Annotated in this window: 25 protein-coding genes and 3 pseudogenes; 20 read left to right on the top strand and 8 right to left on the bottom strand. The window is 66.7% G+C overall.

Going from position 1 to position 26,951, the window contains the following annotated elements; all coding sequences use genetic code 11:
• Window positions 1–36 precede the first annotated feature (36 nt).
• The 5 genes and pseudogenes from Q4V64_RS55955 to Q4V64_RS53970 form a co-directional block, all read left to right on the top strand.
• Window positions 37–998: pseudogene (locus tag Q4V64_RS55955) on the top strand (glycoside hydrolase family 43 protein); the annotation flags it as partial.
• A 30-nt stretch (window positions 999–1,028) separates the two neighbouring features.
• Window positions 1,029–1,796 carry a hydrolase gene (locus Q4V64_RS53985; protein ID WP_253267514.1) on the top strand — a complete coding sequence of 256 codons (768 nt, stop codon included), beginning with the start codon at window positions 1,029–1,031 and terminating at the stop codon, window positions 1,794–1,796.
• 1,069 nt (window positions 1,797–2,865) lie between these two features.
• Window positions 2,866–3,648: an aminoglycoside phosphotransferase family protein gene (locus tag Q4V64_RS53980; protein WP_124445578.1), complete on the top strand. Its 783-nt coding sequence runs from the start codon at window positions 2,866–2,868 to the stop codon at window positions 3,646–3,648.
• A gap of 215 nt (window positions 3,649–3,863) precedes the next feature.
• Window positions 3,864–4,322 carry a hypothetical protein gene (locus tag Q4V64_RS53975; protein ID WP_124445579.1) on the top strand — a complete coding sequence of 153 codons (459 nt, stop codon included), beginning with the start codon at window positions 3,864–3,866 and terminating at the stop codon, window positions 4,320–4,322.
• A 319-nt stretch (window positions 4,323–4,641) separates the two neighbouring features.
• Window positions 4,642–5,217, top strand: coding sequence for a transposase family protein (locus Q4V64_RS53970; RefSeq protein WP_348540853.1), 576 nt, complete (start codon window positions 4,642–4,644; stop codon window positions 5,215–5,217).
• 97 nt (window positions 5,218–5,314) lie between these two features.
• On the opposite strand, the gene Q4V64_RS53965 is transcribed toward Q4V64_RS53970, so the two are convergent.
• The 3 genes from Q4V64_RS53965 to Q4V64_RS53955 all read right to left on the bottom strand — a co-directional run bounded on the left by Q4V64_RS53965 (window position 5,315) and on the right by Q4V64_RS53955 (window position 8,695).
• Window positions 5,315–6,445, bottom strand: a complete 1,131-nt coding sequence (locus tag Q4V64_RS53965) for a hypothetical protein (RefSeq protein ID WP_124445580.1) — start codon at window positions 6,443–6,445, stop codon at window positions 5,315–5,317.
• A gap of 287 nt (window positions 6,446–6,732) precedes the next feature.
• Window positions 6,733–7,077 carry a hypothetical protein gene (locus Q4V64_RS53960; protein ID WP_303715358.1) on the bottom strand — a complete coding sequence of 115 codons (345 nt, stop codon included), beginning with the start codon at window positions 7,075–7,077 and terminating at the stop codon, window positions 6,733–6,735.
• A 157-nt stretch (window positions 7,078–7,234) separates the two neighbouring features.
• On the bottom strand, window positions 7,235–8,695 hold the full coding sequence (locus Q4V64_RS53955) for an NF041680 family putative transposase (protein WP_301184623.1): 1,461 nt from the start codon (window positions 8,693–8,695) through the stop codon (window positions 7,235–7,237).
• A gap of 254 nt (window positions 8,696–8,949) precedes the next feature.
• Between Q4V64_RS53955 and Q4V64_RS53950 the strand changes: the two genes are divergently transcribed.
• The 6 genes and pseudogenes from Q4V64_RS53950 (at window position 8,950) to Q4V64_RS53920 (ending at window position 13,933) form a co-directional block, all read left to right on the top strand.
• A complete protein-coding gene (locus Q4V64_RS53950) occupies window positions 8,950–9,717 on the top strand; it encodes an ISL3 family transposase (protein ID WP_172629608.1) in 768 nt (255 codons plus the stop codon).
• Between the two features lie 432 nt (window positions 9,718–10,149).
• On the top strand, window positions 10,150–10,611 hold the full coding sequence (locus Q4V64_RS53945; RefSeq protein ID WP_124445583.1) for a hypothetical protein: 462 nt from the start codon (window positions 10,150–10,152) through the stop codon (window positions 10,609–10,611).
• Window positions 10,612–10,754: 143 nt separating this feature from the next.
• A pseudogene (locus tag Q4V64_RS53940) lies at window positions 10,755–11,584 on the top strand (IS5 family transposase).
• Window positions 11,581–12,003 (top strand): hypothetical protein, encoded by a 423-nt coding sequence (locus Q4V64_RS53930; protein WP_124445584.1) that lies wholly within the window; start codon window positions 11,581–11,583, stop codon window positions 12,001–12,003. Before Q4V64_RS53940 ends, Q4V64_RS53930 begins: the two are co-directional and overlap by 4 nt.
• A 731-nt stretch (window positions 12,004–12,734) precedes the next feature.
• Complete coding sequence (locus Q4V64_RS53925) at window positions 12,735–13,481, top strand: hypothetical protein (protein WP_216377742.1); 747 nt, start codon at window positions 12,735–12,737, stop codon at window positions 13,479–13,481.
• A 128-nt stretch (window positions 13,482–13,609) separates the two neighbouring features.
• Window positions 13,610–13,933: a hypothetical protein gene (locus Q4V64_RS53920; RefSeq protein WP_095749789.1), complete on the top strand. Its 324-nt coding sequence runs from the start codon at window positions 13,610–13,612 to the stop codon at window positions 13,931–13,933.
• A 74-nt stretch (window positions 13,934–14,007) separates the two neighbouring features.
• Here the strand turns inward: Q4V64_RS53920 and Q4V64_RS53915 are convergent, their stop codons facing one another.
• A complete protein-coding gene (locus Q4V64_RS53915) occupies window positions 14,008–14,763 on the bottom strand; it encodes a class I SAM-dependent methyltransferase (protein WP_124445585.1) in 756 nt (251 codons plus the stop codon).
• 287 nt (window positions 14,764–15,050) lie between these two features.
• Here Q4V64_RS53915 and Q4V64_RS53910 point away from each other — a divergent pair, with 287 nt between their 5' ends.
• The 6 genes from Q4V64_RS53910 to Q4V64_RS53885 all read left to right on the top strand — a co-directional run bounded on the left by Q4V64_RS53910 (window position 15,051) and on the right by Q4V64_RS53885 (window position 18,808).
• On the top strand, window positions 15,051–15,761 hold the full coding sequence (locus tag Q4V64_RS53910) for a transposase (protein ID WP_303715348.1): 711 nt from the start codon (window positions 15,051–15,053) through the stop codon (window positions 15,759–15,761).
• Complete coding sequence (locus tag Q4V64_RS53905; protein WP_303715346.1) at window positions 15,680–16,423, top strand: hypothetical protein; 744 nt, start codon at window positions 15,680–15,682, stop codon at window positions 16,421–16,423. Before Q4V64_RS53910 ends, Q4V64_RS53905 begins: the two co-directional genes overlap by 82 nt.
• Before the next feature lie 97 nt (window positions 16,424–16,520).
• Window positions 16,521–17,060, top strand: a complete 540-nt coding sequence (locus Q4V64_RS53900) for a winged helix-turn-helix domain-containing protein (RefSeq protein WP_124445903.1) — start codon at window positions 16,521–16,523, stop codon at window positions 17,058–17,060.
• Window positions 17,057–17,605 carry a transposase gene (locus Q4V64_RS53895; protein WP_253267600.1) on the top strand — a complete coding sequence of 183 codons (549 nt, stop codon included), beginning with the start codon at window positions 17,057–17,059 and terminating at the stop codon, window positions 17,603–17,605. The genes Q4V64_RS53900 and Q4V64_RS53895 overlap by 4 nt, the downstream gene beginning before the upstream one ends.
• A gap of 76 nt (window positions 17,606–17,681) precedes the next feature.
• Complete coding sequence (locus Q4V64_RS53890; protein WP_303713804.1) at window positions 17,682–18,284, top strand: helix-turn-helix domain-containing protein; 603 nt, start codon at window positions 17,682–17,684, stop codon at window positions 18,282–18,284.
• Entirely contained in the window at window positions 18,215–18,808 is a 594-nt protein-coding gene (locus Q4V64_RS53885; protein WP_348540846.1) for an IS630 family transposase, read from the top strand. Before Q4V64_RS53890 ends, Q4V64_RS53885 begins: the two co-directional genes overlap by 70 nt.
• A 44-nt stretch (window positions 18,809–18,852) precedes the next feature.
• On the opposite strand, the gene Q4V64_RS53880 is transcribed toward Q4V64_RS53885, so the two are convergent.
• Entirely contained in the window at window positions 18,853–20,292 is a 1,440-nt protein-coding gene (locus Q4V64_RS53880) for an IS701 family transposase (protein WP_303715341.1), read from the bottom strand.
• 68 nt (window positions 20,293–20,360) lie between these two features.
• Here Q4V64_RS53880 and Q4V64_RS53875 point away from each other — a divergent pair.
• The 3 genes and pseudogenes from Q4V64_RS53875 to Q4V64_RS53865 all read left to right on the top strand — a co-directional run.
• Window positions 20,361–20,747: pseudogene (locus Q4V64_RS53875) on the top strand (PPOX class F420-dependent oxidoreductase); the annotation flags it as partial.
• Between the two features lie 28 nt (window positions 20,748–20,775).
• On the top strand, window positions 20,776–21,621 hold the full coding sequence (locus tag Q4V64_RS53870; protein WP_124445703.1) for an SDR family NAD(P)-dependent oxidoreductase: 846 nt from the start codon (window positions 20,776–20,778) through the stop codon (window positions 21,619–21,621).
• 511 nt (window positions 21,622–22,132) lie between these two features.
• On the top strand, window positions 22,133–22,642 hold the full coding sequence (locus Q4V64_RS53865; RefSeq protein WP_124445704.1) for a hypothetical protein: 510 nt from the start codon (window positions 22,133–22,135) through the stop codon (window positions 22,640–22,642).
• Here the strand turns inward: Q4V64_RS53865 and Q4V64_RS53860 are convergent.
• The 3 genes from Q4V64_RS53860 to Q4V64_RS53850 form a co-directional block, all read right to left on the bottom strand.
• Window positions 22,581–23,171 (bottom strand): IS5 family transposase, encoded by a 591-nt coding sequence (locus Q4V64_RS53860; RefSeq protein WP_172629631.1) that lies wholly within the window; start codon window positions 23,169–23,171, stop codon window positions 22,581–22,583. The genes Q4V64_RS53865 and Q4V64_RS53860 overlap by 62 nt on opposite strands.
• Window positions 23,172–23,269: 98 nt before the next feature.
• On the bottom strand, window positions 23,270–25,096 hold the full coding sequence (locus Q4V64_RS53855) for a reverse transcriptase/maturase family protein (RefSeq protein ID WP_124445706.1): 1,827 nt from the start codon (window positions 25,094–25,096) through the stop codon (window positions 23,270–23,272).
• Between the two features lie 654 nt (window positions 25,097–25,750).
• Window positions 25,751–26,908, bottom strand: coding sequence for a group II intron maturase-specific domain-containing protein (locus Q4V64_RS53850; protein WP_303715338.1), 1,158 nt, complete (start codon window positions 26,906–26,908; stop codon window positions 25,751–25,753).
• Between the last annotated feature and the right edge of the window lie 43 nt (window positions 26,909–26,951).

Here is a 26,951-nt window from a genome sequence, read left to right as displayed (position 1 = left end):
GCGCCCCAGGACCCGCTCCCCGATCCCACCGTCGGCCGGACCGACATCCGTGGGGCCGATCCGAGCGTGATCCGGGTGGGCGGCACGTACCACTCGGTGCAGTCGGGCGACGGCCGGCTCTGGGTCCGCCCGGCGTCGAGCCCGGCCGGTCTGGACGACGCGGAGCCCGTGCCGATCTGGAGGGATCCGGGGCTGGGTGAGGTCTGGGCACCCGAACTCGTGCGGATCGACGGCCGCTACTACGTGTACTTCTCGGCCGGCCGGGGCCCGGACCACCGTATGTACGTGATCAGCTCGGCGTCCCCGGCGTCCGGCTACGGCGCCGAGCGGAAACTCGCCCTGCCTGAGGACAGATGGGCGATCGACGGCACCCCCTTCACCTTCGAGAACCAGCTGTGGTTCGTGTGGTAGGGCTGGGAGGGCGACGGCAATGTGGAGCAGAACCTCTACATCGCCCGGATGAGCGATCCCACCACCCCCACCGGCGGCCGGCACGTCATCTCCCAGCCCCGCGAGGGCTGGGAGATGAGTGACCGGCAACCCGTGGATCAACGAGGCCCCCGAGCCGATCAAGGACCCGAACGGCCAGCTGCACATCGTGTACTCGGCCAACGGCTCCTGGACCGACCAGTACTGCCTGGGAGACCTGCGGCTGAAGAAGGGCGGTGACCCGACCCACGTGGGACTGGTACAAGTCCAACGGCTGCGTCTTCGGCTCCAACCGCGACACCATGATGTCCGGCTGGGAGCCGACGCAGTTCTCGAACGGGCCGGGCCACCACACCTTCGTCCTCGAGAACGGCGACATCAACACCAGTCCGCCCACCGGGAAGAAGTTCCCGCTGATGTACCACGCCGTGCCGAAGGGCATGCGGTACCACTGGGACAACCGGGTGTGGTACTCCGGCGCCTTCACCTGGTGGAAGGACATCCCCTACGAGCGCCAGAAGGTACCCGGCGCCAACACCGACACCGGTTACAGCCTCGGCTTCTTCGAGGACGCGGACGCCCCGCTGCCGCCTCCGCCCGTGCCCGGTCCGCCCGGGCAGGGCATCACCAAGAACGCGGACCCGAGCGTGATCCGGGTGGGCAGCACGTACCACTCGGTGGAGTCGGACGGCAACAACATCTACGCCCGTTCGGCGTCGAGCCCGGCCGGGCTGGGCAAAGCCGAGCGCAGGCTGATCTGGTCGTCCCCGAAGAACATGCCGAATGTCTGGGCGCCCGAACTGGTCAAGCTGAAGGGCGCACTGGATACGAACATATACGCCGTCTACTTCGCCTCGGGAGACGGCAAGCAGCCGCGCGAGAGCTGGGAGAAGGTGGCGGGCAACCCGTTCGTCAACGAGGCGCCTCAGCCGATCAAGGATCCCAGCGGTCAGTTGCACATCGCGTACTCGGCCAACGGCTCCTGGAGCGACCAGTACTGCCTGGCTGACCTGCGTCTGAAGAAGGACGGTGACCCCACGAACGTCTGGAACTGGTACAAGTCCAACGGCTGCCTGTTCGGCTCCAACCGCGACAGCATGATGGACGGCTGGGACCCGACCCTGTATGCGAACGGACCCGGCTCCCACAGCTTCGTCCTGGTCGACGGCGACATCGACACCAGCCCGCCCGCCGGGCCGAAGTTCCCGCTCATGTTCCACGCGGTACGCAAGGGCACGCCCTATTCATGGGGCAACCGCATGTGGCACACCGGCACCTTCACCTGGTGGGGAGACACCACCTACAGCCGCGCGAACGTACCCGGCGCCAACACCGACAAGGGCTGGAGCCTGAAATTCTTCGAGTGACATCCGAGTGACACCGGCGGCCGCGGGGAGAGCGAACCTCTCCCCGCGGCCACATCCGCATCACTCACCTCTTGGACATCGCCTGCACGCTGGCTGAGACCGAGACCGGGAGCAGGCAGTTGCCGAATTCCACATTTCCGCCGGAAGCGCGGTCTCACCCCCCGACCGTCCAGGCCGTCCCGCACTCCGGGCAACCGGACGTCACGCCGGCCTTCACCGCCTCGGTCCTCACCCGCGCCCGCCGCATCCGCCGGCAATGCCGCCAACGACAGGCGGATGAACAGAACACCGCCGTCGCTTTCACCGACAGCATCAGCGGGCCACCGCACCCACGGCACAACCGCGGCCCCGCATCGTCGTCCGTGACGACAACCAGCCGCAGCCGGGCGCCCCGTCCCTGCGCATGCCGCCACCATACGAAGAGCGAGTCACCGCCGGGGGGTCCCCCGCAGCGAGGTGCGTGAGGTCGGCTGCGAAGTGCCGCTCGAGGCCCTTGTTATCGGTGAGCCGAGAAGTGGTGGGCGCAGCCAATGTGACTGCACCACGAGCCGACGCCGGAGAAGTTGTCGCAGTTACACGATCTGCACGCGCCGTATCCTGATGTGACTCCATCGGCGGACTCGCGCTCGAACAGCATCGGCAACTGGCCGGCGGGACGCTCCTCCCGATCAACTACAAACGTGCCGCCTGACTCAGATCCACATCGAGTATCTGATGGCATGTCGGACTCGTCCTCCCCTGTTCCCGATGCGGATCGTATCGATCAGTGGCCGATAAACCGATCCGTAACTACTCGCGTCCCTCGTACGGGTGAGGGCAGCATGCGCCCTGCAGGATCGTCAGCCGCCGCTTCCAGTAGCCCGAGCTGAGTCCAGGCTGCACGAGTCAGACCGCCGGAAGATCCGGGACCTGCACAAGCCCCAGAAACCAGACCTCATTCGAGGCCTGTTTACCTTCTCATGCAAGGCTCAGACACAGCTCCTGAGCTCGTTCTATAACCTCTGTCCGCACTCTGACGTTCCCCTGTCAATGGGGTGATCACGGCGAGCCGGTACGACACACTGGTTCAATGCAGCACGATGATGAACAGCCGTTGCCCGGCGGCAACGTCAGTGATGGTGTCGTTCGCGTCGGAGACACCGTTCGCCGTCCGGCCGGACCATGGGCTCCCTCCGTGCATGCCCTGCTTGCCCACCTGCACGAGGTGGGATTCAGCGCGGCGCCTCGCCCACTCGGTATTGACGATCAAGGGCGTGAGGTCCTGACCTTCATGCCGGGACATGTGGTCTGGCCCGACCGGTTCTCGCTGATGGAACCCGCCCGACAACTGGCTCGCGTCGCACGCCTCATCCGCGACTTCCACGATGCCGTGCAGGACTTCACGCCCCCGCCCGACGCGCACTGGCAGACGCTGATCCCTCCCGAGGGCAGCGACATCATCGCCCATAACGACCTGGCCCCCTGGAACCTCGTGGTCGCAGACGAAACGCGGTGGGCCCTCATCGACTGGGACGCAGCAGGTCCCGGCTCCCTCCTGTGGGATGTCGCATACGCCGTTCACGGATTCATCCCGCTGTCCGCACATCCAGACTGGCAGCGCCCGGACGCGGCGGAACGACTGCGAGTCTTCGCCGACGCGTACGGTCTCGATGAGACCGAACGACGTCGGTTGGTCCCCCTGCTGGGGCGCCGTACCCGTTCCATGCACGACTTCCTGCGAGACCAGACAGCCCAAGGTGCCCAGCCCTGGGCAAGGCTGTGGGCCGAAGGCCACGGTGACGCCTGGCGAAACGACGCCGAATACATCGAGCAACGCGAAGACCAGTGGATACACGCCCTGCTCGCCGGCTGAGCGTTCTCCATGGCCTGACCCGGTCACGTTCGGCAATGAGTTGGTGCCATCGTGATTTCCGCTACTCAGCGGGGCTGGTGTGACGTTTGGGTGAGGTGCTCGTGCTGGTCGGGGTGGAGATCGGTAGCACGTGATCGTCCGTCACGGAGGGACTCTGGGGTTCCCGGGCGGGAATCACGGGCCGCTGCGTAGGTTCCGTGGCGGGAGGGGTGTGGATGACGGACATGCTCACGTGGACGATCGAGCGGCGGGTTCAGCTGTCCGAGCGGGCTGAGCTGCTGCGCAAGGAGCTGGCCGGGCTCGAGGTGGAGGTGGCCCGGCTGGAGGCCGCCGAGGTGGTGTTCGGGCAGTGGGCCGAGGCGACCGACGGCGGACGCCGGTCGTCGGGCATCGCGGAGCCGGAGCCGGTCATGGTGGGGCCAGGTGCCGGCGGGATGCGTCTGGTGCCGGACCGCGCGGAGGGTATGGGGACAGAGGCCCTCACGCCGGACTATCGGCAGATCATGAAGATCGTGGCCGACGCGGACGGGCCGGTGATGGCCAAGGACGTCGCGAGGGCGCTGGGTCGTGAGCTCACGCCGGGCAAGGTCGAGCCGGTCCGTGGGCAGTTGCGCAAACTCGCCGACCGGGGCTGGTTGGACCGGACCGGATCGGGCCGCTACCTGCCGCGCTGACCGGCCAAGGGCGTCGGCGGACCGGCTGATTCCTGCCGTAACAAGAGGGCCCTCAGCGGAAGTTGGGGTGTTTGTGAAGACAACCAGCCCCGCCGAGGGCTCTCAGTATGCTGTCTACCAGGTTCGACTTCCAGTGTCGAAGCGGACCCTCGACCTCGTCGGTGATCTGATACGCCGCGAGCGCAACCGGCTCGGCACCCGCTGGCGCAAGGTCGCCCCCGGTACCCAGGGCGCTGATCGTGCTCGCCGTTCTCCGCCATGACCAGCGTCTTTCCGATATGGCTGGCGGCAACCAGGCGTCCGCCTCCACCGTGCGCCGCTGGGTGAGGAAGTCCTGCGTCTGCTGGCCGCCCGCGCCCCGCGCCTGGACCGCGCCCTGAAGAAGATCGCAAAGAAGGGCGGGGTCGTCGTCCTGCTGGACGGCACCCTGATCCGCACCCGCCGCCGCACCGGGACGGACAACCGCAAGAACTACAGCGGGAAACATAAGGCCCATGGCCTGCTGTTTCTCGCGCTGACCGACGAGAAGGGCAACCTGATCTGGATCTCCTCAGCCCGGCCCGGCCGGTCCAGCGAGATCACCACCGCCCGCCACGACAAGCTCACCGAGCATCTGCGCGAGGCCGGTCTCGGCGCCCTGGCCGACCTCGGCTTCGTCGGCCTGGACGACCACCCCGTGATCATCACCAGCCGCAAAGCCACCCGGAACCACAAGCTCACCGACGCGGAGAAGGAGGCGAACCGTCTGCTCAGCCGCGAACGCGCCGCCGTCGAGCACGGCTTCGCCAATCTGAAGACCTGGCGCATCCTCACCAAGGTCCGCATGAACACCCGCCACGCGACCACCCTCCTGCGGGCCCTCCTCGTCCTCGCGAACACCGAGATCCAGAGGTGACCGACGATCTCCCCGAGACGATCACGCTCCTGACCGGCACGAGCTCAACTCAGGGCCACACCAGCCCCGTGACCTGCGAAAACATGATGAAAGCTGCTCATTGGACGCACTTCTCCTTACCGGGCATCAGGGTCTCGGGCGTCAGGTCGCACAACCTCCAGGGGTCGACGATGAAAACCCATCTCTGCGTGGCGTCCAGAGGAGGGGACTCGGTGCGGATCCGCAAGGTCTTGCCCTTTTTATCCTTCAGCTGGACCCACCGCGTGTTCTGGTAAGAGTCGGTGTAGCGGACCTTGATGCCCCACTCGCACGACTGCCCCGATGGCCCGATCGCCTGCACCTTGAAACCGCTCGAGGACTGACCGCCTCCGACCTCGACGTAGCGGGTGCTGAAATAGGGCTCGCCCTGCCCCTCGATGTCATCGGCCAGCACCGGTTCGCCGGCGAGAGGCGGAATGTGGAGCTGGAGACCCTCGTAGACACCTCCGCCTTGCGGCGGAACCTCGACGATGGTCTGCGCGATGCTCTTCCGGCACGTGATGTCGGTGACCTTCCAGCCGTTGATGACCACTGCGGAAGAACGAGTGCTCATGATGTGCATCCGGAACACATCGGCGAAGGTCCCGCTGTTGCTCGACAGCATCTGCTGCTTGTATCGCTCGGGGGCGTACTCCATCGTCGCCGTGTGCACAAGCGGGCGGGCACCCAGTTCCTTCAGGTAGGAAAAGGCGCCCGAGCGGTCGTTGTTACGGGCCACCAGCTCGCGCGTCTCGTCGGGGGTCAGTTTCCGGTCGAGAACCATCGCCCATTCAAGGGGCTCGTCTTCTTCGGGCTGCACAGACACCGTGAACGGCACCTTGTTGGCGTCGTACTGCGTGTTGGATTCGTTCTCCTTGGCCACGCTGCTTTTGATCATGACGTAATCGATCAGCGTGTCCCGGAAGACGGCCACGAAAGCGATCGCCATCATCACCAGCAAGGTCACCACTCTTCTGCGCCGGGAGGAGCCGGGCGCCAGGCCGAGCGTCTCGGCGACGATCGATCCGAAGCTCTCACGAGGTTCGTCGCCCTCGTCGGCGGCCTGCCGCGGGGGCTGCGCGGGCGCAGTTGGCGGGCTGCCGCCGGAGTCCCCGCTCTGCCCAGTCGCCGCGACCGGCTCCGTGAGGGCGCCGTCGGTACCGCCCGGCTGCGCCTCTGGTCTCCCGCCCGATGCCCCCGTCGTCGTCATGCCCGTCCCCCTACCACGTGGATGCGTCCAGTCTCCGCTTGGTGCTTGGCATTTCGTCACGGCTACGCCATGTACAGAATCGGGACGTACAAGTTCGGGCCCGCCCCACTCGGTCCACGATGGGGACAACGTCGTTCAGGTCCCCACCACTTGAGGCCGACTCCGCCACGCTGCCGTGTACGGGCGTCACCCGTGACGTACAGCGACCCGCCACACAGGCGTCGCCTCTGGTGACACGCCCGTCGCGGCCGGGACGCTGCCGCCATGCACCTCTCGTCATCCCCCCATTACCCATCCTCCACGTCATCGACAACACCCGATTTCGCCACGGTGTTCGCCTCCACCCGCTTCGGCTCCGGCTCCGGCTCCGGCTCCGGCTCCGGCTCCGGCTCCGGCTCCGGCTCCGGCTCCGGCTCCGGCTCCGGCTCCGGCTCCGGCTCCGGCTCCGGCTCCACGATCCCTGACAGCTGGCGCCCGCCGTCCGTCGCCTCGACCCACTGCCCGAACATCACCTCGGCAGCCTCCAGCCTGGCCACCTCCGCACCGATCCCGGCCAGCTCCTTGCTCAGCCGCTCAGCCTGTTCCGACAGCCTGATCCGCCGCTCGATCGCCCACGTCAGCACGTCCGCCATGCGCATCCCCTCCCGGCGCAGAACCTACGGAATGCCCCAACTCATCACCAGAGAACCCGGGAACCGCCCGTGCCAGACGATCACCTGCTAGCGATCACACCCCTGAGCAGTGCGAGCCCACCAACCACCGCTCACACCAGGGGCCTGACCTGCGGCTTCAGGATGGAATTAGCTCAATGGAGCCGGGGCGTCTGGTCGTCCTGCCCACCCCATAGCAGGCGGCAGGACACTGATTCCTCGAGCCGAGCAGGCCTCCGGGACCGGGCCGGACGGGTTTCGGCGCACGAACCGAGCAGACCAGATGTGAGCCAACGTTCCTCAACCCGCGGCGGACACAGGCACGGGCGAGCCGACCGCACTCGGCCGGCCCCTCCCAGGGCCCCCGCAAGTCGGCCCCCATGGCCGCCGCAAGCCGGCAGCGGCCCCGCGCAGGAGACGGATCCGCGTATGGGCGGCGACGAACAGCCAGATCCACCGGTCCACCGGCCCCGGGAACCCGCAGCCTCGGACGGATCCACCCGAGGGTCTGCTTCATCATTCTGAAAGTGTGTTCAAGATCGAATCTGCGCAAGAATGCTTGCCAGCGCAGGTCGACGTCCTCGCCGGTCGTCCCGGTGGCCGACGACCACAGCCAGACCGGGAGCGGATCGTGGCCACCGGGCAGATGGTCAACCTCCAGGCGGATCAGTGTCCCCTCGATGACGGGGAGTTCGCCGGTGTGGTCGATCCACGCGGAGCGGGTAGTCGGCCTCGGGTGGACGCGGTCCCAGGCCATCACGCGAGCGGTCCCGTAGCGGTCGGTGGCCTGGACAGTCGCGGCATCGGGCTCGCCCCAGGTGTCGGGCTTGGCGAAGCGGAATTCCTTGCCGTGTTTCGGCGGACGCCCGCCTTGCGGCGGCGAGATCCACGGCACCGGGACGGGCTTGCGCATCACGCGGTCCGTGCGCATCCGCCCCAGGACCTCCACGGGCAGACCGTCGAGGAGGTAGGCCATGCGCGGAGCGTCGTAGCCGGCGTCGAAGACGATCAGGATGTCGCGGTCGCCCGCCTTCCAGCGGCCCATATCGATGAGGTCGGTGACCACCCGGCGGACCTGGGACGCGGTGACCTCGGCAACATCGTCGGCCGGCCCCAGCCGCAGCGCGTCCAGGATCTGGCACCACGAAGTCCGGCCAGACTCCAGCGCGGCAACGAACGAGTAGAGCCAGCCGGGCACGAACTGGTCCGACGAGCGCCCGCTGCGGCCGTAGAGATGGCAGAACAAGCGGTCCGCACTGGTCGGCGCGTCGGGCCGGAGCCAGTGGGTGACGTCGAGGGCCAGGACCAGGCGCCCGTCGGCGGCCACGGGCTGCGGCAGTCCGGCCAGCACCTGCCGCAGCCGCGGCACATCGACGTCCCCGCGGTTCAGCGCGTCGTACATCGCGCCGTGCCCGCGGCGGTGCTCAGCCGTCAGCGTCAGATCCACCGGCGTGGCCACCACACCGTCCGCGCACAGCAGCGCGTCGGTCAGCTCGAACAGCTCATCGCCCCGCGCAGTCAGACACGCGTACAACTCGTCCCGGAAGCGTGACGCCACTGCGAACGCCTCCCGCCGGACATCGGGTTGCAGCAGACTCATTCCCCCACGGCCTTCGTACTGGTCAAGTGCCTCTTTGGTCGGAGCACAGGATCAGACGAAGGCCGTGTTCACGTCCCCGGAATCCTCGTACGAGCGATCACGTTCGGGACATTGTTCGAGGTCAGACCATAAAGAACAAGCTCAGCGTCGGCGGCAGATGGTGAGGATCTCTGAAATCGGCTCTGGCCGCAGTTCCGTGAATCCCCAGCTCAGCGAGGGGAACGGGGGATCGTTTCGGCAGGGTGTTTCCTGCCGTGGCAAGCAAGACTGTCGAGGATTTGTTGTTCCCAGGGATCGGTGTGCGAGTGGAGCACGTCAGCGACTCCTCGGCCGGTCTGGTGGCGGAGGCGATAGCCACCGGTCAGCCGGGCCGGTGTCCGGACTGCCGGAAGCGGGCGAGCCGGGTGCACAGCTCGTACCAACGCACCTTGGATGAGCGGCCGTTGGATGACCGGCGGGTCATGGTCCGGCTCCGGGTGCGGCGGTACTTCTGCGACCACAGGAGCTGTGCCCGCCGCACATTCGTGGAGCAGGTCGGTGGTCTGACCGAACGGCACCGCCGGTCGAGCGTCGGCCTGACGGGCTGGCTGCGGTCGATCGCAGCTGAGCTGGGCGGTCGTGCTGGTGAGCGGCTGTGCCGAAGGATACGGCTGGCGGCGGGCCGGAGTCGGCTGCTGGGGCTGTTGGAGGCGCCGCCGGTGCCGGAGCGGGCTCCGCGGGTGCTCGGGGTGGACGAGTTCGCCTTCCGTAAGGGCTGCACCTACGGCACCGTGCTGGTTGATGTCGAGGCCGGCCGGGTCGTGGACGTGTTGCCCGACCGCACCTCGGAAACGTTCGCGGCCTGGCTCAAGGACCATCCCGGCGCGGAGATCATCTGCCGCGACCGGGCCACCGCCTACACCAAGGCGATCAAAGAAGCCGCCCCCGATGCCCTGGAGGTCGCGGACCGGTGGCATTTGCTGCAGAACCTGTCCGCCGCAGTGGAGAAAGACCTGCCATCAGCACCGCGACTGCCTGCGTAAACACGCCGAACCGGAGGAGCCGCCGACGGTTCGGGAACCAGTCCCGATGCAGATGCCGGTGCCGGAACTGCCCCGCACGCAGATCATCGAGCGGACCCGCCACCGCTACGAGGACATCCATCGTCTTGTGGAGAAGGGCTGGACGATCAGCGCGATCGCCCGACGGCTGAACCTCGACCGCAAGACCGTGCGCCGCTTCCGTGATACTGCCCTCGATGAACTGCTGGTCTCCGCCCGCGACCGTCGCCCCAACAGCGTGCTGGAGCCGTTCAAGGCATACCTCAGAGGGCGGTCTGTGAGTCTTTGCCAGTTTTTGAGTTGCATAGTCCGGCTCCCTTGTGGGGCGAACGACCGGCACACTCAGCGACCGGGCCGGACTACTGTGCCTGGCGTACGGAGCCGCCAGGGCATCCGGCATCAGGAAGGGTTCTCATGGGGGTCAAGCGTGTGCGCCGGGTCGGGACCACGGGCGCGTTGGTCGCCGCGACGCTGGGCGCGTCGATCGTCTTCACTCCGTCGTCGGCATCCGCGGTAAGCGATTGGAAGTGCTTCGGCACCGAGGTCCAGCGCTGCGCCACCGTCTGGCGGGACGAGGCCGCCGACACCTACCGAGCGCGGGCGAAGATCACCGATCTCGCCGGTGGCGGCAGCTACCAGGTCAAGGTCACCAACGTGAAGCTGCTGCGCTTCAACGGCAGTGAAAATGTGCCGGTGCGCACCGCGGCGGACACCGACGGCTGGCATGCCACCGAGGACTGGGCCGGCACCACCGCCGTCGACCCGTGCGACTGGGACCAGAGTTTCAGCGTGGTGGCGACGTTCAGTTGGAGGGGTGCGGCCTCCGGCGAGAAGACCTGGAGTCCCAACGTGTCGTGGGTCGACATGTGCAGCTGACGCGCCGAACGCGTCCGCGCTCGGGGCCACATCACCCCTGAGTGGGCGGTATGAGATTGCTTAGGCGCTTTGTCGTCACCTGAACGTGTACCAGTGCGGCATCCCTGCCGGTCGGCGGCCATGGGCGTGCTGGGCTGGTCGTCGTGAGCGAGCGCAAGCCCTACAAGACGGACCTGACCGATGAGCAGTGGGCGCTGGTGGAGTCGGTGATCACCGCGTGGAAGGCTGCACATCCCTCGGTCAGCGGTCATCAGGGCCGGTACGCGATGCGGGAGATCGTCAACGCGCTGCTCTACCAGGGCCGCACCGGTTGCCAGTGGGACCTGCTCCCGCACGACTTCCCGCCGCCCGGCGCGGTGAAGTACTACTTCTACACCTGGCGCGACGACGGCACCGACCAGACCATCCACGATCTGCTGCGCTGGCAGGTGCGGGAGAAGGCGCGGCGGAAGGCGGACCCGAGCCTGGTGGTGCTCGACACCCAGAGTGTGCACGCGGCGGCCGGGGTTCCCGCGCAGTCGACGGGGCGTGATGCGGCAAAAAAAGTACCGGGCCGCAAGCGCGGCCTGGCCGTTGACGTCCTGGGGCTGGTGATCGCGGTGGTCGTGGTGGCCGCCTCGCGCACGAGAACACCGTCGGCATCACGCTGCTGGACAAGGTCGCCGCCGACACCGACACCGTTCAGAAGGCTCTGGTCGACCAGGGCTTCAAAAGCGCCGTCGTCGCGCACGGTCAGAAGGCCGGCATCGAGGTGGAGATCGTGGAGCGCAACCCCGCACAGACCGGCTTCGTTCCCCAGACCAAGCGGTGGATCGTGGAGCGCGCCTACGGGATCTTGATGTTGCACCGCAGACTGGCACGCGACTACGAGCACCTACCGCGCAGTTCGGAGTCGCGGGTGTACTGGGCGATGACCGCGGTGATACTGCGCCGGCTGACCGGGGCCACCGCTGCGGCCTGGCGCAGCACATGACCGGCGGGGAGCTGACCCTCGGGGCGGTGCTGGCGCGGCTGGAGGAGCGGGCGGGGGAGATCGCCGCGCAGGCCGAGGCAACGAGGGAGCAGATCGCGCAGCTGACCGCACGGCTGGACGAACTCGGCCGGGCCGCCGAGGAGATCCGGATCACCCGCAAGACGCTGCTGGAGCTGCCCGATCCGCAGCCGTCCGCGCCGCCGGCCCCGAAACTGCCGGACCATCCGGCCTACCAGCAGATCATGGCGGTGTTCGCCGCGGCCGACGCGCCGCTGCGGGCGCGGCAGGTGTGCGAGGCGATGGACCTGGAGATCGCGCCCAACACCATCAACAACACCCGCCTGAAGCTCAAGCGACTGGCCGAGCGCGGAATCCTGGTCGAGACCGAGCAGGGCTTGTTCACCCAGCCGCGGCCGTAGCCGCCCGGCGACGCCGCGGCCAGCCCGCTTCTGAGGCTTTTCCGCCCCCGGGTGACGTACCGATGCCGGTGAACCGGGCTTACACTCCGCGGGTGACCGTTCTGGACTGGTTGCTCGACTCGGATCCCGGGGTGCGCTGGCAAGTGCTGCGCGATCTGGCTGACGCGCCGTCGGCCGATGACGGCCCGCCGGAAGATCCGACGGGCCGTCATGGAATGCCGACGTCCGTTACTCGATGTACAGAGTCACATTGGCGCCCGACGTGCCATCCATCTTCATGTCGAAGTTCGTACGCTCTTTGAATCCGCACGCCGACCTGGACCAGATTTGCCTAGAATTGTGCCAATCCACATCCACCCTCGCGCACTTGCCGTCCAGGCGTGTGTCCTCAACCCAGCCGTAGACCTTGAGGGCCCCGCGATAGCACTCCAGCGTCCACTTCGCCTTACCGCCAGTTGTAACCGGCTCCGCAACTGACGGGCAGGTGGCCGCAGCGGCTGGTGATCCTCCAACGAGAACGACACTCGCGGCCATGACTCCGCCAAGCGCAGCGGACATGGCCCTCTTCTTGAAGTTGCGCATGCTGATCCCCCGTAGGCAGTCTTGAAAAAGGAAGGGTGGACGGCTCAGAGGCCCTGACCGATCCCCCAACAGCATGCAAAATCTTCAACTCTGCCCGTACCTATAACAGTTCAGGGTGCACCACTGGCCGCCGGAGAGTCTCATCCTGCGTGCTTGAGGGACTGCTGGAGCACGAGCGGACGACCGGCGGTTCAGCGGAGTCCGTCTCGGCGCGGCGGCGCGGTGAGCAGTTCCTGCTGCAACGGCGGCTGTTCCGCCGACTGAGCACGGGGGAGGTTGTCGACCCGACCTGGCTTCGCTTCTCGTTCCCGACCTGGTGGCACTACGACGTGCTGCGGGCGTTGGACTATTTCCGCGCCGCCGGGGACGATCCCGGTCCTCGGCTGGCTGAGGCGATCGACATGGTGCAGTCCAAACGACAGCCCGACGACACGTGGCTGCTGGAGAACACGCATCGAGGCGCGAGCTTCACCGAGACCCAGGGCCAGGTCAGCGGCACCCGCCTCTTCCTGGAAATCCAGGCGCGCGGCTACCAGGGCAGCCGCCAGGTCGTCCGCAAACATCTCGCCGCCCTGCGGGCAGGCACCGCCGAACCGGTCCGGGCCGACATCCCTAGCCCGCGCAAGATCACTTCGTGGATCATGCGCCCCCGCGAGACCCTGACCGACAGCCAGGACCGGAGGCTCCTGGAGGTCCGGCTCGCTTGCCCGGACATCACCCGGGCGTGCGATCTCGCCCGGGCGTTCGCCGATCTCTTCCGTCACCGGCGTGGATATTTGTTGCTGGAGTGGATCCGCCAGGCCGAACAGGACGCCCCGAAGCCGATGCAGGGCTTCGCGGGCTCCCTTCGCCAGGACCTCGACGCCGTCACCGCCGGCCTCTGGTTCTATCGGTAGTTGGTGACGTCAGTTGTTCGTGAAAGCTGACGGCACCAGGTGATGGCCCAGAAAGATGTTCGCGAATTCTGACGTCACCATCAGGGTGCGGTGTCAAGCTGGATGTGCTCAGTGAAGGAGCACCCCCGATGCCGCCTGGCCAGTCGAAGGTCGAGTTGTACGCCGCGCTGCGGCGCGACTCCCGCGATGGCATGTCGAACCGGGCGTTGCAGTGCAAGTACGGCGTCACCTGGAGCACGGTCAACAAGGCCCTGACCTCGGCTTGGCCGCAGCCACGCACGACAACCGCTTCGGCGCGGCCGTCGAAGCTGGATCCGTTCACGCTGCTGATCGACGAGATCCTGCTCATTGATCTGGACGCGACCAGGAAACAGCGCCACACCGTCACCCCGGATCTACCGCCGTCTGATCGACGAGCACTCCTCGTCCGAGGCGTTGCGTTGACCACTTGAACCCGCACCGATGAGAGGGCGCAAGCGTCCTGCGAGCAACCGCGCGGTCCGGCCAGGGACTGAGAGTCCGGTGTTTATACCTTGCTCGCGACCACCATGTAGTTCTCGGCCTCAAGATCGAACGTGCTCAGTTCCGTTTGGAGTCCGACCCGGTGCAGCTCGACTTCGAGTTCCTCGTACCGGTAGGGCCAGCAGGACAGCAGTTCCGAGCGGACAAGAACCAACCCGGTCGCATCAACTTGCGCGATCGCAATCTCGATGTGGTGCTCCTCCTCCCAATGCGGCGCAATCTCCCAGCGGTAGACCACGACGGCATCGCGACCGTTCCGGCGGACGAGTCGGTCACTGATCTCCAGCCGGGAACCTCTGGCCCTCACGAGTTCCCAAGTGCGGGATGTGAGTACCAAGCGCCCGCCGGGGCGCAGAAGCCGTGACATCGACTCCAGAGCAGCACCCCTGCCTGTCGCGCCCGCGGCATGGTGAAGCGAGTTGCCAACGCAGAACACCATGTCGAACGTGTTGTCCTGGAAATGGTCGGGCAACTCTTCCCAGTTCGCCCGTACGGCCCGGACGGATGCCTTGAACTCCTCAGACAACTCCGCAGTCCGACGAACCATCGCCTCGCTGGCGTCAGTTGCGACAACCTGCATGCCACGACCGGCGAGGCCAACCGCCAACTGTCCGGTTCCGCACGAACAGTCGAGGACGTGAGCGTTCGACGGCAGGAGATTGAGGACATCGTCGAACGACGCAGCGAACTCGGCTGGAGGCAACTTTGCATCCGAGATGAGCCATTCGTACACCTCGGCAAGCACGTCATAGCCTGTCACAACCACTACCTCCGTCACGCGGCAGACTCACGGTAGGACGTCAGTCCATCAGCGGAGCAAGCCGGGCACCAATGGTTTTCGCAAGGATGGCTCTGACGGTGTTTGTGGGTTGTCGGTTATCCGTCTGAGTGGATGTCACCGGCTGGTTACCGGTAGTTCGTTGAATCCGGCCGGTGGTGGGGATTGACGACGGGTCGGGTTGGTCGTAGGCCGGTGGTATGAGCCAACTGCCTGGCTGGGGGCTGAAGATGACTGCTCGCCGTCCGTGTCCGCCTGCGCCGGGGCCGTTGGAGGAGTACGCGGCCCGGTTCGACGACCTCTTCTTCAGCCTGGCCCAGCGGCGAGGGTTTCGCGAGTATCTGACCGGACTGCTGGCGCCGAGAGAGCGGAACAAGACCATCACCTGCCTGGCAGGGGCGGAGCCGGTGGCCGGTGCGGGGATGCCGGGGGTGCAGCGGCTGCAGTTCTTCCTGTCCGAGTCGCCCTGGGAGGCCGAGCAGATCAACAACCGGAGGCTTGAGCTGCTGCGCGAGGAGCCGGCGACCGCTCCGCACGACGGCGGGGTCATCGTGATCGACGACTCCGGGGACCGCAAGGACGGCACCGCGACCGCGCACGTGGGCCGGCAGTGGCTGGGCCGGCTGGGCAAGACGGACAACGGCATCGTCACGGTGACCACGGTGTGGACCGACGGCCGCGTGTATCACCCGCTGCACGCAACTCCCTACACCCCCGCCCACCACTTCGCCCGCGGCCGGGCCGATCCGGCCTTCCGCACGAAACCGCAGCTGGCCGCTGCCCTAGCGGCCCGGGGCAAGGAGGCCGGCTTCGGCTGCCGGGCGGTGGTCGCCGACTGCGCCTACTCCGTCAGCGACACCTGGGGTATCTCGCACTGCGCGAGGCCGGCCTGGCCTACGTGGTGGCGCTCAAGCCGCACCGCGGTACCTGGGCCCCGGCCGACCAGCCGCACACCGCCATCGAAGCCGCCCACTCCCTGACCTGGCACGATGCCAAGCGTCCCGGCGAATGGACGCCCGTGGAACGTCACTTCCGCGACGGGCACACCGAGACCTGGTGGGCCGCCGATGCCTGCCTGGGCGGCTACGGCCCCGACTCACCCTGCCGACTGGTCGTGGCCACCACCGACCCGGTCGGCCTGCCGGAGAAGGCCACCTGGTACCTGGCCACCAACCTGCCCCACCCCGACGCACCCCACCACGCCCCCAGCCCGTACCCGCCGGCCGACCTCGCCGAGATCGTCCGCCTCTACGGCCTGCGGCCGTGGATCGAGCAGAGCTACAAACAGATCAAGGACGAACTCGGCTGGGCCGACTTCCAGGTCCGCTCCGACCGCGCCATCCGCCGCCACCAGACCCTGGTCAACTGCGCCTTCTCCTTCTGCTGGGACCAGTGGTTCGCCCCGCCCGGACCCCTGGACGCCACCGCGCCGGACCCCTGCCCCGACGAGGGGCCAGAGAGGGGGACCGGCCCCGTCCCACCAGCACCAACAGCCCTGCTGGCCCAGGGCATTACGCGCCATCCGCTCCTGGCTCACCCCCGCCATCACCCTCAACCGATGGTGGCAAGCCTGGACGGACAAAAATCCACCCCCAGACCTCCAGGCCCTGATCGACGCGGTCACCACCGGACACGGCATTGACCTCTACCGCCGGATTTAACGAACTACCGTTACTGACCTTTGCGGCGTGATGTCGTTGAGGGCTGACGATGTGTGATCGTCGCGGTATGCCTGTTGTGTGAGATATCCGCAGGGTGGTGGGCTGACGCCTGAACGGCAGGCGTTTCGCGAGCGGATCCGGCTGGAGGCCGCGGAGCGTTTCGCTGCGGGTGCCTCCAACGCCGAGGTCGCCAAGGACTTACGGGTGAGTGTGCGCTCGGTGCAGCGCTGGCGCCGGGCCTGGCACGACGCCGGCACCGAGGGGCTGCGGTCTGCCGGGCCGGTGTCACGGCCCAAGCTGGGTGAGGCCCTGTTCGCCGTGCTCGAGGAGGAGCTCGCCAAGGGGCCGGTCGCGCACGGCTGGCCGGACCAGACGTGGACGCCGGCGCGGATCAAGACGCTGATCGGGCGCCGGTTCCACAAGAGCATGACGCTGTCGGCGATCGCGCAGATGCTGCACCGGCACGGCTTCAGCCACCAGGTCCCGGCCCGCCGAGCGGTCGAGCGCGACGAGGAGGCCGTGGCGGGCTGGGTGAAGGAGACCTGGCCGCAGGTGGAAGGTCCGTGGCGGCGCTCGACGCCTGGCTGTGCTTCGAAGACGAAGCCGGCTTCTCGATGACGCCGCCCACCGCACGGACCTGGGCCCGGCGCGGACGCACACCCCTCATCCGGGTCCGGGGACGCTCCCAGCGCCGCTTCTCCATCGCCGCTCTGGCCTGCTACAAGCATGGTGAACGCTCACGGCTGATCTACCGGCCCAAGCGGCATCTCGATCACAAGCGCGGCGGCAGACGCAGTTTCACCTGGACCGACTACCGCGACCTGCTCATCGCCGCACACCAGCAGCTCGGCGCACCCATTGTGCTCGTGTGGGACAACCTCAACGTCCACAAGGACCGCCGACTGCGGGAGTTCATCGACACCCACGACTGGATCACCTGCTACTTCCTGCCGGCCTACGCACCGGACCTCAACCCCGTCGAGGGCATCTGGTCCCTGCTGCGGCGCAGCAGCCAGGCCAACACCGCCTTCACCGACCCCGACCACCTCATCAGCACGCTCCGCCACGGTCTCCGCCAGATCCAGTACCGCAGCAACCTCATCACCGGATGCCTCGCCGAAACCGGCCTCACCTTGACGACATCACCGCAACAACGTCAGTAGTGCTGAATTCCGCTTTCGGTGGGTATAGCTGCTGGTAGCAGGGTGGTTGCGGGTGCTCGGGGGCGGGTGCTGGACGATGGTGTTACGGGCACGGCCGGGCCGTGACGAGGGCGAGCAAGCGGTGGTCCACCGTCTGGCGGCTGCCAGGAAGGCGCCGAAGGTTCTCGTGGAGCGGTGCCGGATGGTGGAGCTGAGCTGGGACGGCTGGCTGGTCCCGCGGATCGCCGACGAGCTGAGGTGCAGTCAGAAGACCGTGCGGCGCTGGCTGCACCGCTTCAACCGCTCGGGGCTTGAGGGTCTGGAGGATCTGGGCGGGCAGGGCCGCAAGCGAAGGATCACCGAAGCCGAACGCTCCCGGATCATCGCGATGGTCAAGCAGACTCCGCCCGGTCGGCTCGAGGTGCAGCCGTCGAACGAGATGTGGGCCGCGGACGAGTCGGGACCCTCGCAGTGGACCTTGGACGCACTGGCTGCCGCGGCCCGGGGCCTGGGAATCGAGGTCAGCCGCTCCCAGGTGCGCCGTATCCTGCTGGCCGAGGGTGTGCGTTGGCGGCGCACGCGCTCGTGGACGCGCTCGAGAGATGCGGACTTCGAGGGAAAAGGACGCGGATCGTCGAGCTTTACACCAGCCCGCCCGCCGGCGCGACAGTCGTCTGCGCCGACGAGCTCGGCCCGGTGATCCCACGCACCTTCCCGCCGGCACCGGGCTGGTCACCGGACGGGCACCGCATCAAGAATGAGATCGACTACTCCCGCGGACCCGAGAAAACCTGGGTCTACGGCGCCTTACGCGTCCGCGACGGCCAGGAACTCACGATGACCGCCACCTCCCGCAACAGCGCCTTCTACCAGCAGTTCCTTCAGCTGGTCGAGGACGCGAACCCCGTCGGGGACATCTATGTGATCACCGACAACCTGTCCTCGCACAACAGCGTGTCCACCCGGACCTGGCTCGAGGACCACCCCCGCATCAGGCACGTGTTCATCCCGGTCGGCGCCTGCTGGCTCAACCTTCAAGAGGGCTGGTGGCGCATCTTCCGCAAGACCGCCCTGGCCGGACGCTCCTTCGGCGACCGCGACCACATCACCCACGCCACCGAAGTGGCCACAGCCCAGCTCAACGCCCGCGCCCGACCCTGGATCTGGGGCAGACCCGCACCGCCCACACGGCGCTTACGCCGCCGATATGTGTACGTCCTTTGAGGAACGAAGCAGTAGCGGTAGTTCGTTAAATCCGGCGGTAGAGGTCAATGCCGTGTCCGGTGGTGACCGCGTCGATCAGGGCCTGGAGGTCTGGGGGTGGATTTTTGTCCGTCCAGGCTTGCCACCATCGGTTGAGGGTGATGGCGGGGGTGAGCCAGGAGCGGATGGCGCGTAATGCCCTGGGCCAGCAGGGCTGTTGGTGCTGGTGGGACGGGGCCGGTCCCCCTCTCTGGCCCCTCGTCGGGGCAGGGGTCCGGCGCGGTGGCGTCCAGGGGTCCGGGCGGGGCGAACCACTGGTCCCAGCAGAAGGAGAAGGCGCAGTTGACCAGGGTCTGGTGGCGGCGGATGGCGCGGTCGGAGCGGACCTGGAAGTCGGCCCAGCCGAGTTCGTCCTTGATCTGTTTGTAGCTCTGCTCGATCCACGGCCGCAGGCCGTAGAGGCGGACGATCTCGGCGAGGTCGGCCGGCGGGTACGGGCTGGGGGCGTGGTGGGGTGCGTCGGGGTGGGGCAGGTTGGTGGCCAGGTACCAGGTGGCCTTCTCCGGCAGGCCGACCGGGTCGGTGGTGGCCACGACCAGTCGGCAGGGTGAGTCGGGGCCGTAGCCGCCCAGGCAGGCATCGGCGGCCCACCAGGTCTCGGTGTGCCCGTCGCGGAAGTGACGTTCCACGGGCGTCCATTCGCCGGGACGCTTGGCATCGTGCCAGGTCAGGGAGTGGGCGGCTTCGATGGCGGTGTGCGGCTGGTCGGCCGGGGCCCAGGTACCGCGGTGCGGCTTGAGCGCCACCACGTAGGCCAGGCCGGCCTCGCGCAGTGCGAGATACCAGGTGTCGCTGACGGAGTAGGCGCAGTCGGCGACCACCGCCCGGCAGCCGAAGCCGGCCTCCTTGCCCCGGGCCGCTAGGGCAGCGGCCAGCTGCGGTTTCGTGCGGAAGGCCGGATCGGCCCGGCCGCGGGCGAAGTGGTGGGCGGGGGTGTAGGGAGTTGCGTGCAGCGGGTGATACACGCGGCCGTCGGTCCACACCGTGGTCACCGTGACGATGCCGTTGTCCGTCTTGCCCAGCCGGCCCAGCCACTGCCGGCCCACGTGCGCGGTCGCGGTGCCGTCCTTGCGGTCCCCGGAGTCGTCGATCACGATGACCCCGCCGTCGTGCGGAGCGGTCGCCGGCTCCTCGCGCAGCAGCTCAAGCCTCCGGTTGTTGATCTGCTCGGCCTCCCAGGGCGACTCGGACAGGAAGAACTGCAGCCGCTGCACCCCCGGCATCCCCGCACCGGCCACCGGCTCCGCCCCTGCCAGGCAGGTGATGGTCTTGTTCCGCTCTCTCGGCGCCAGCAGTCCGGTCAGATACTCGCGAAACCCTCGCCGCTGGGCCAGGCTGAAGAAGAGGTCGTCGAACCGGGCCGCGTACTCCTCCAACGGCCCCGGCGCAGGCGGACACGGACGGCGAGCAGTCATCTTCAGCCCCCAGCCAGGCAGTTGGCTCATACCACCGGCCTACGACCAACCCGACCCGTCGTCAATCCCCACCACCGGCCGGATTCAACGAACTACCGGTAAAGGAAGTCCTCGACTCCAGGGTCTTCGTCACCGTGGCGACCCTGCAGCCCGACGGCAGTCCGCACCAGTCCGTGGTCTGGGTAGGCAGGCAGGGAGACAACCTGCTCTTCGTGACCGGCGTGGACAAGGTCAAAGTGCGCAATCTGCGGCGCGACCCTCGGCTCAGCGTGACAGTCAACCCGCCGGACGATCCCTACGGATACGCGGTGATCAGCGGCACCGCCCGATTCGAAAGCGTGGGCGCCCGCGAACGCATGGACGAACTGGCGGTCAAGTACACCGGCAAGACCTACGCCGAACACAACCCGCAGTCGTACGCCACGCTCCCGGAACTGGTCACCATCCACGTCACCCCGGAAAAGATCGCGGCCCGGTTCCTGTGAGTCGCCGCAACGACGAAGGAGCAGGGCGATGAAGACCCACGTCATCACCGGCGGCACGGACGGAATCGGCAAGGCCGTCGCCCACCACTACCTGGACAGAGGACACGAGGTAGTGGTCGTCGGACGCAACGCGGAGAAGGGCAAGGCATGGCTGGATGCCGCGCGGCAACGAGGTGCGGCCGAGCGAGCACATTTCGTAAATGCCGACCTCAGTCTGATAGCCGAGACCAGAGCAGCGGCTGACAGCGTCCGGTCGTCTTTTGCGAGGGTTGACACCCTGGTGCTGTGCGCCCGGCATTTTCGGACCACCCGCCTGGTCACGGCCGAAGGCTTCGAGAACACCTTCGCGCACTTCTACCTGAGCCGCTTCGTGCTGAGCCATGGGCTGGTGGACCTGCTCGAAGCCGCCGACACCCCAGTCATCCTCAACGTCGCGGGCCCCGGCGGCCAGGCTCAAATCCATTGGGAAGACCTGCAACTCGCCCGGGAGTACGACGGGCAACGGGCGCTCATGCAAGGCGGTCGGCTCACTGACCTGCTCGGCGTCGACTTCGCGGACCGCCGACCGGACACCAACGTGCGGTACGTGCTGCTCAACCCAGGAACGGTCAACACCAGCTTCTCAGGGCAGTACGCCTCGGACATCATGGCGCACATCGAGGTCATCCGCCGGTCCGCCCAGTCGGTCGAGGAGGCCATAACGCCGATCCTCAAAGTGCTGGACGACCCGCCCACCACACCGCTCAGCGCCTTTGTGCAGGGCGAGCCGCTCAGTCCACACGGGCCCGGGTTCACCATCGAGGAAGCACGGCGGCTGCACCAGCACACCCAGAAGTTGTTGGCTGCTTCAGCAGCAAGGACGGCGAGAGGCTGAGACAGCAGACCTCAGCTCCTCCACACTTGCTGATCCTCCGGCCAGCCTTCCGAGTGCCACTCTCGTCCACTGGGCGAAGCAAAGTTGCCTGTCGATTCACGTAACCGCAGACAGAGCCGTTTTCAAGAATCGCCCTCACCGCATGGTCCTGACCTGGTGTAACGCTGCCCACCGGTGGGCTGGCGGGCCATGATCCGTCTGCCAGGATAATGAAGGCGGCCCTGGTGGCGGCCCGCGAGTACCGCTCTCCTAAAGCGGTGCTCGGTCCCAGCCCAACCTCGGAGCGGCTGCTCCCTGGAGTAACCATGCTCAACCGGTAATCGCTGCGCTCGCCTCTTGGGGCAAGAAGGTCCGCGCCAGCCATGCCAGATCGCTGCTTTGACCGTGTCAGAGGTCGTTCTCTTTCCGAACCTCGTGTGCGGTTTCTGCTGGTCAGGCATGAGATCGCAGTTGTCGCGGGAGTCTCGGTCCGTTGCTGGCCGAGATGTCGTGGGGGTGGCGGGTGCCATCGATGCGGGCGGTGTTGGAAGCGCGGCAGAAGGCCGCGGCGGTGCGGGTGGAGGACCTCGAAGCCGAGCTGGAGCGGGTGCGGGCGGCTCTGGCGGAGGCGGAAGAGGTGCTCCGGCGCCGGGTGATCGGCCTGGAACAGTATCTGGAGGCACTGGCCGAGGAGGATGCGCCCGCGGTGGCGGCCGACGGGGTGTCACACCGGAAGCCGGTGGGGCCGCGCCGGGCGGTGCCTCACCGCCAGGACGCGGCCGGAACCGAGGTGCTGTCGGTGGACTACCAGGCGTTGATGGCCGCCGCCCGGGAGGCGGGAGCCGATGGGCTCGGTGCCCGGCGGGCAGCGGTGGTGCTGGGCTGGGACAGCGCCTCCGCCTCCCGTGTCGAAGGAGCACGGGCCCGGCTGAAACGGCTGGTGGAGCGGGGCTGGCTGGTGGAGGAGAAGCCGGGCAGGTTCACGCTGCCCGTGCCGGAGCAAGACGCTGCTGGTGCTGGGCGGCCAGGCGGCGGCTCATGAGCATGGTCATCGACCACAGGATGACGCTCTCGCTGGTGTCAGTGCGCCGTTCGTAGTCACGGACCAGGCGCCGGCTGCGCAGGAACCAGGCGAAGGACCTCTCGACGACCCAGCGGCGGGGCAGGATCTCAAAGCCGCTGGCATCATCGCTGCGGCGGACGATGTCGAGGACGACTCCGAGGTGCTGGGTGGTCCAGTCGGTGAGGTGGCCGGTGTAACCGCCGTCGGCCCAGACGCGCGCCAGCCGCCGGAAATGGTTCTTCGCTGCGGGTAGCAGGATGCGGGCGGCGTCCCGGTCGGTCATGGACGCCGGTGTGACCAGCACGGCCAGCAGGAGGCCGAGGGTGTCGGTGAGCAGGTGGCGCTTGCGCCCGTTGATCTTCTTGCCGGCGTCGAAACCCCGCGAGACATGGGTGACGGTGGCGTCCGCCTTCACCGACTGCGAGTCCACGATCGCCGCGCTCGGCTCCGGGCTGCGGCCCTCAGCCCGGCGGACGGCCTCGCGCAGACGTTCATGCAGCTCGGTCACCAGCCCCGCATCCCGCCAGCGGGCGAGTGAAGTAGGCCGCCGACGAGGTGCCCGTGGCCCGGGTCCTTTTCCGACGGCCCCTTCCCGAACGGTGCGGGCTAGTTTCCCAGCACACCGCTCTCCAGTGATCTTTTCCGGGTGGATGAGGTCGCGCGTCCCGCGTGGATGTCCTCATGGCAAGGCCGGCAGACGACCAGGGTCTTGCGTCGTCTCATTGCCATCAATTTCACCCCTGCGGGGCGCTCGGCTCGGCCCTGTTGCTTGAGATCGGCGAGTTTCCGGATGTGATGAACCTCAATCCGGCTCGTTGATCCGCATATCTCACAGCAGTCCGCGAGGAGCCGCTTCACCAACTCGGTGGTGCTGATGTGGTTGGGTTTCAACGGCTCTCGGTCGGCCATTACCGCTGTGCGCTGCCGTTTGAGCGGGATGCCGCCGAAGCGGGCAACCAGCGCCTTCTTCTCGCTGCCACGCTCGACGATGACTTCAAAGCATTTTCGAGGGCCGTCCGGGGTGTCGATGGTCGCCTTGTACTTGCGGGCCATCCTCGTGACGGTCGATCTATGCTTCGACGCCAGCGTCTTGAGCATGGACGTCTCCATCACCCATTGCAGGCGGTTCAGGCGGGCGACGTCCTGGGCGAGAAGGTAGTACTGCACGAGTCCCCGGTACTCGGCTTGGTATGTCGCCACGATGGAGAAATCGCTGTCGTGGAGAAGCACACCACGGAGTTTCGGTTTCCCGCCACCCATGTAGGAGGCACAACGCTGCCGGATTACCTCGCGTGGCACGAAAAGCCCGATGGCACCGTTGACGGAGCGTCGTAGTCCCGTGAGCTTCGTGTCGCATCGCTGGGCTTTCACCTCGTAGCCGAGGAAGCGCGCCGCCTGGCTGGTGGCGTGCGTGACCAGGGTCTTGGATTCGGAGAGTTCCAGCCGGAGTTCATCCAGAAGGAATGCTGTGATCCGCGCCTTGATCTCCTCGGCTTCGTGCTTGGGCCCAGCGAAACCGAGCAGCCAGTCGTCGGCATACCTGACATACCGTAGGCGCCGAAAGCCTGGATCATAAGGGTCTTTGCTCGGCAGGCTCCGCATTTGGAGCCGGAGTTGCCGTACCGCGGCGCGGTCTCCGCGTCGCTTCGCCCAGTACATCCGGCTGTCGAGCCGATGGTACTCGGGATGATGCCGCCGTTTTCTGCCACGGTTGTACTCCGGCAGCAGCTTCTGCTCAATGAACTGATCGAGCCTGTCAAGATAGATGTTGGAGAGGACGGGCGATACCACACCGCCTTGGGGAGCCCCACTCAGCGTGGCGTTCCACCGCCAGTCCTCCAAGTATCCGACCCTGAGCATGGCCCGGATCAGCCGTAGGAACCGGCCATCGTGGATCTTCTCCCCGAGGATCGCGAGCATGACCTCGTGGTCCAGGCTGCCGAAGCAGTCGGAGATGTCTCCCTCGATGAACCAGCGCGTTCCGGTCCAGTACTTCACCACGTCCTGCAACGCGGTGTGACAGCCCCTCTTGGGGCGGAACCCGTGGGAGCGATCGGAGAATTGGACGTCGTAGTACGCCTCCAATAACAGACGTACGACCTCGGCGACCAGTTTGTCCGACCACGTCGGCAGGCCGAGCGGGCGCTTCTTCTTCGCACCGCCTTTCTTGTCGATGTAGACCCGCTTGACGGGCGTCCATCGATACGACTCCGACCGCAGTGTGCCGATGATCGTGTCGATCTTCGCCCGTGACATGCCATCCACGGTCTCCCTGGTGACCCCAGGAGTCATCGCACCGGAATTCCGGTAGATGCGCCCATAGGCCATCAGGAAGAGCTGCGGATTGAACAGCTGCCGGTAGACCCTTTCCAACGGCAGGCTTCGCCTGCCGCGTTCCCGGATGACGTCCAGCACCGTTTCAGCGCCCTGCATTGCGCATACCTCCCCTTACCGGACGTCGAGTTCACCTGTGCCCCTTCGCCCTCATTCCGGCTTTCCCGGACTTCACGGCCGGTCGCAACTCCGGCGACCACTATGGGCACTCCGTCGCCGTAGGGCTCGCGCCCCGTAGGCGATCCCGTGGTACGTCTTCGCTGTACGTATCGAGCACGACGTAGGCCGCCCACTCATCTCCTTGACCGCCCTCACTGGGCGACGCCCCTCTCCTTGGAGGTTGCCGTCCGAACCCGTTCTTCAGAGCCCGGCAAGGAAAGGGCACCGGTTTCAGGTATCGTTCCGGTGAGTTTCTATTTTTGCCGCTGGAGATTGGGCTTCAAGCAATCCAGCCTTGGCCATATCGCGCGGGTCTTGCGGCCCTCCGCCCTGGATACCTCCAGACGGCCACCGCTTTCCTGACATGCTGTTGTCCCCTTCGGCTTTCGCCTCCAGGTAAGTCAGGCGACCCAGAATATTCCTCCAAGTTCCTCCCGATTGAGTCGGGGATACAACGAAGCGCCTCACGGCGCACAGAAGGCATACACCCGCGGCCAGGGCGGAAAGTCTGACGGCATCGGTCGGGTAGCCGGGACACATTGCTGTGCCCCGGCCCCCTCAGAACCGGCCATGCCCGCTTTCCAGGCAACCGGCTCAAGCAAGCCCCAAGGGCGTCGCAGTGCTCTGCTTTCGGGACCGTCCGCCATCCGCAGCATGAAGCTGACGATGACAGTCGGCGTGAACGAGACGCAGGTTCTTTCTCTCGTCCGACCCGCCGTCACGCCGGTATTCGAAGTGATGTTTATTCAGCATCTTTTTCGAGGCCGCGAACCAGTCAATCCACTCACGTGGGTTGTCCGGTTCGTACTCGGCTCCGGCAATCAACGCCTGACGGCATAGAGGGCAGAGCCCCCGTTGCCGGTATGCCAGGGACAGACTCGTCTTGTCCATAGGCGGGGGCGTCTTTCGGCGACGGCGATTCTCCCAGTATTCGATGAGGGACGGGTCATCCAGTGATGCCGCGCCCTTGATCAGGGTGTGCCGAACGATTTTAGTCCAGGAGAACTTGACGAGGTGGGCACCGCTGACGCGATCGCCGAATACCCATCTGTCTCGCCTGGTCTTGTCGAACCGGCCGAAGTACCGTTTGACGATCCAGTCCCTCGACTTTAGCGGGTGAGCACGCTTGGCCCACTTGTAAGTGAGCACCCACATGTAGTTATCCAGATCAGCGAAGACTCTGGACGACACCACCGTCCGGTAATAGGCGGCCCAGCCCCGAATGATGGGCGTGAGCTTTCTCAAGACGCCTCCGGCGTTGGCGCCGTAGAGCGCCTTCACCTCCGTCTTGAGTCTCTCCCGAACTCTCTCGACAGCGTCCTTACTGGGCCGGATAAGCAGCTTGTTACCGAAACGGCGGACCCCAAAGCCGAGGAAGTCGAACCCTTGCGTCACATGGACTACACGGGTCTTCTCCTCATTGAATCTCAGCCCTCTCGGCTCCAGCCACTTGGCCAGCTCGGTCTTAACGCGATTCGCTTCTTCCTCACTGTGGCACATGGCCACAAAGTCATCCGCGTACCGCACGAGGACAGGGGCATCCCGGGCCGTATATGTACCTCTGTTGCCCGGACCGGCATACCGATAACGGCTCCCCGCCGCTGTCTCCATCCCATGCAAGGCAACGTTCAGCAGCAGCGGACTGATCACTCCTCCTTGAGGGGCAATGCCACGTAGATAAGTGTTTTGGGATTCTCTTTCCACATGTGCACAGCGACACGCCCGCGTTGGTTGTGGATGGTCAACCGGCATGGCCGCCGTTGTCTGTGGCGGCGATGAAACGGGTTATCTTCCT

Source organism: Streptomyces sp. NL15-2K, from assembly GCF_030551255.1.
Taxonomy (GTDB): Bacteria; Actinomycetota; Actinomycetes; order Streptomycetales; family Streptomycetaceae; genus Streptomyces.
Note: the sequence above shows the minus strand (reverse complement) of the source record. Positions and strands in the feature narration are given on the sequence as shown.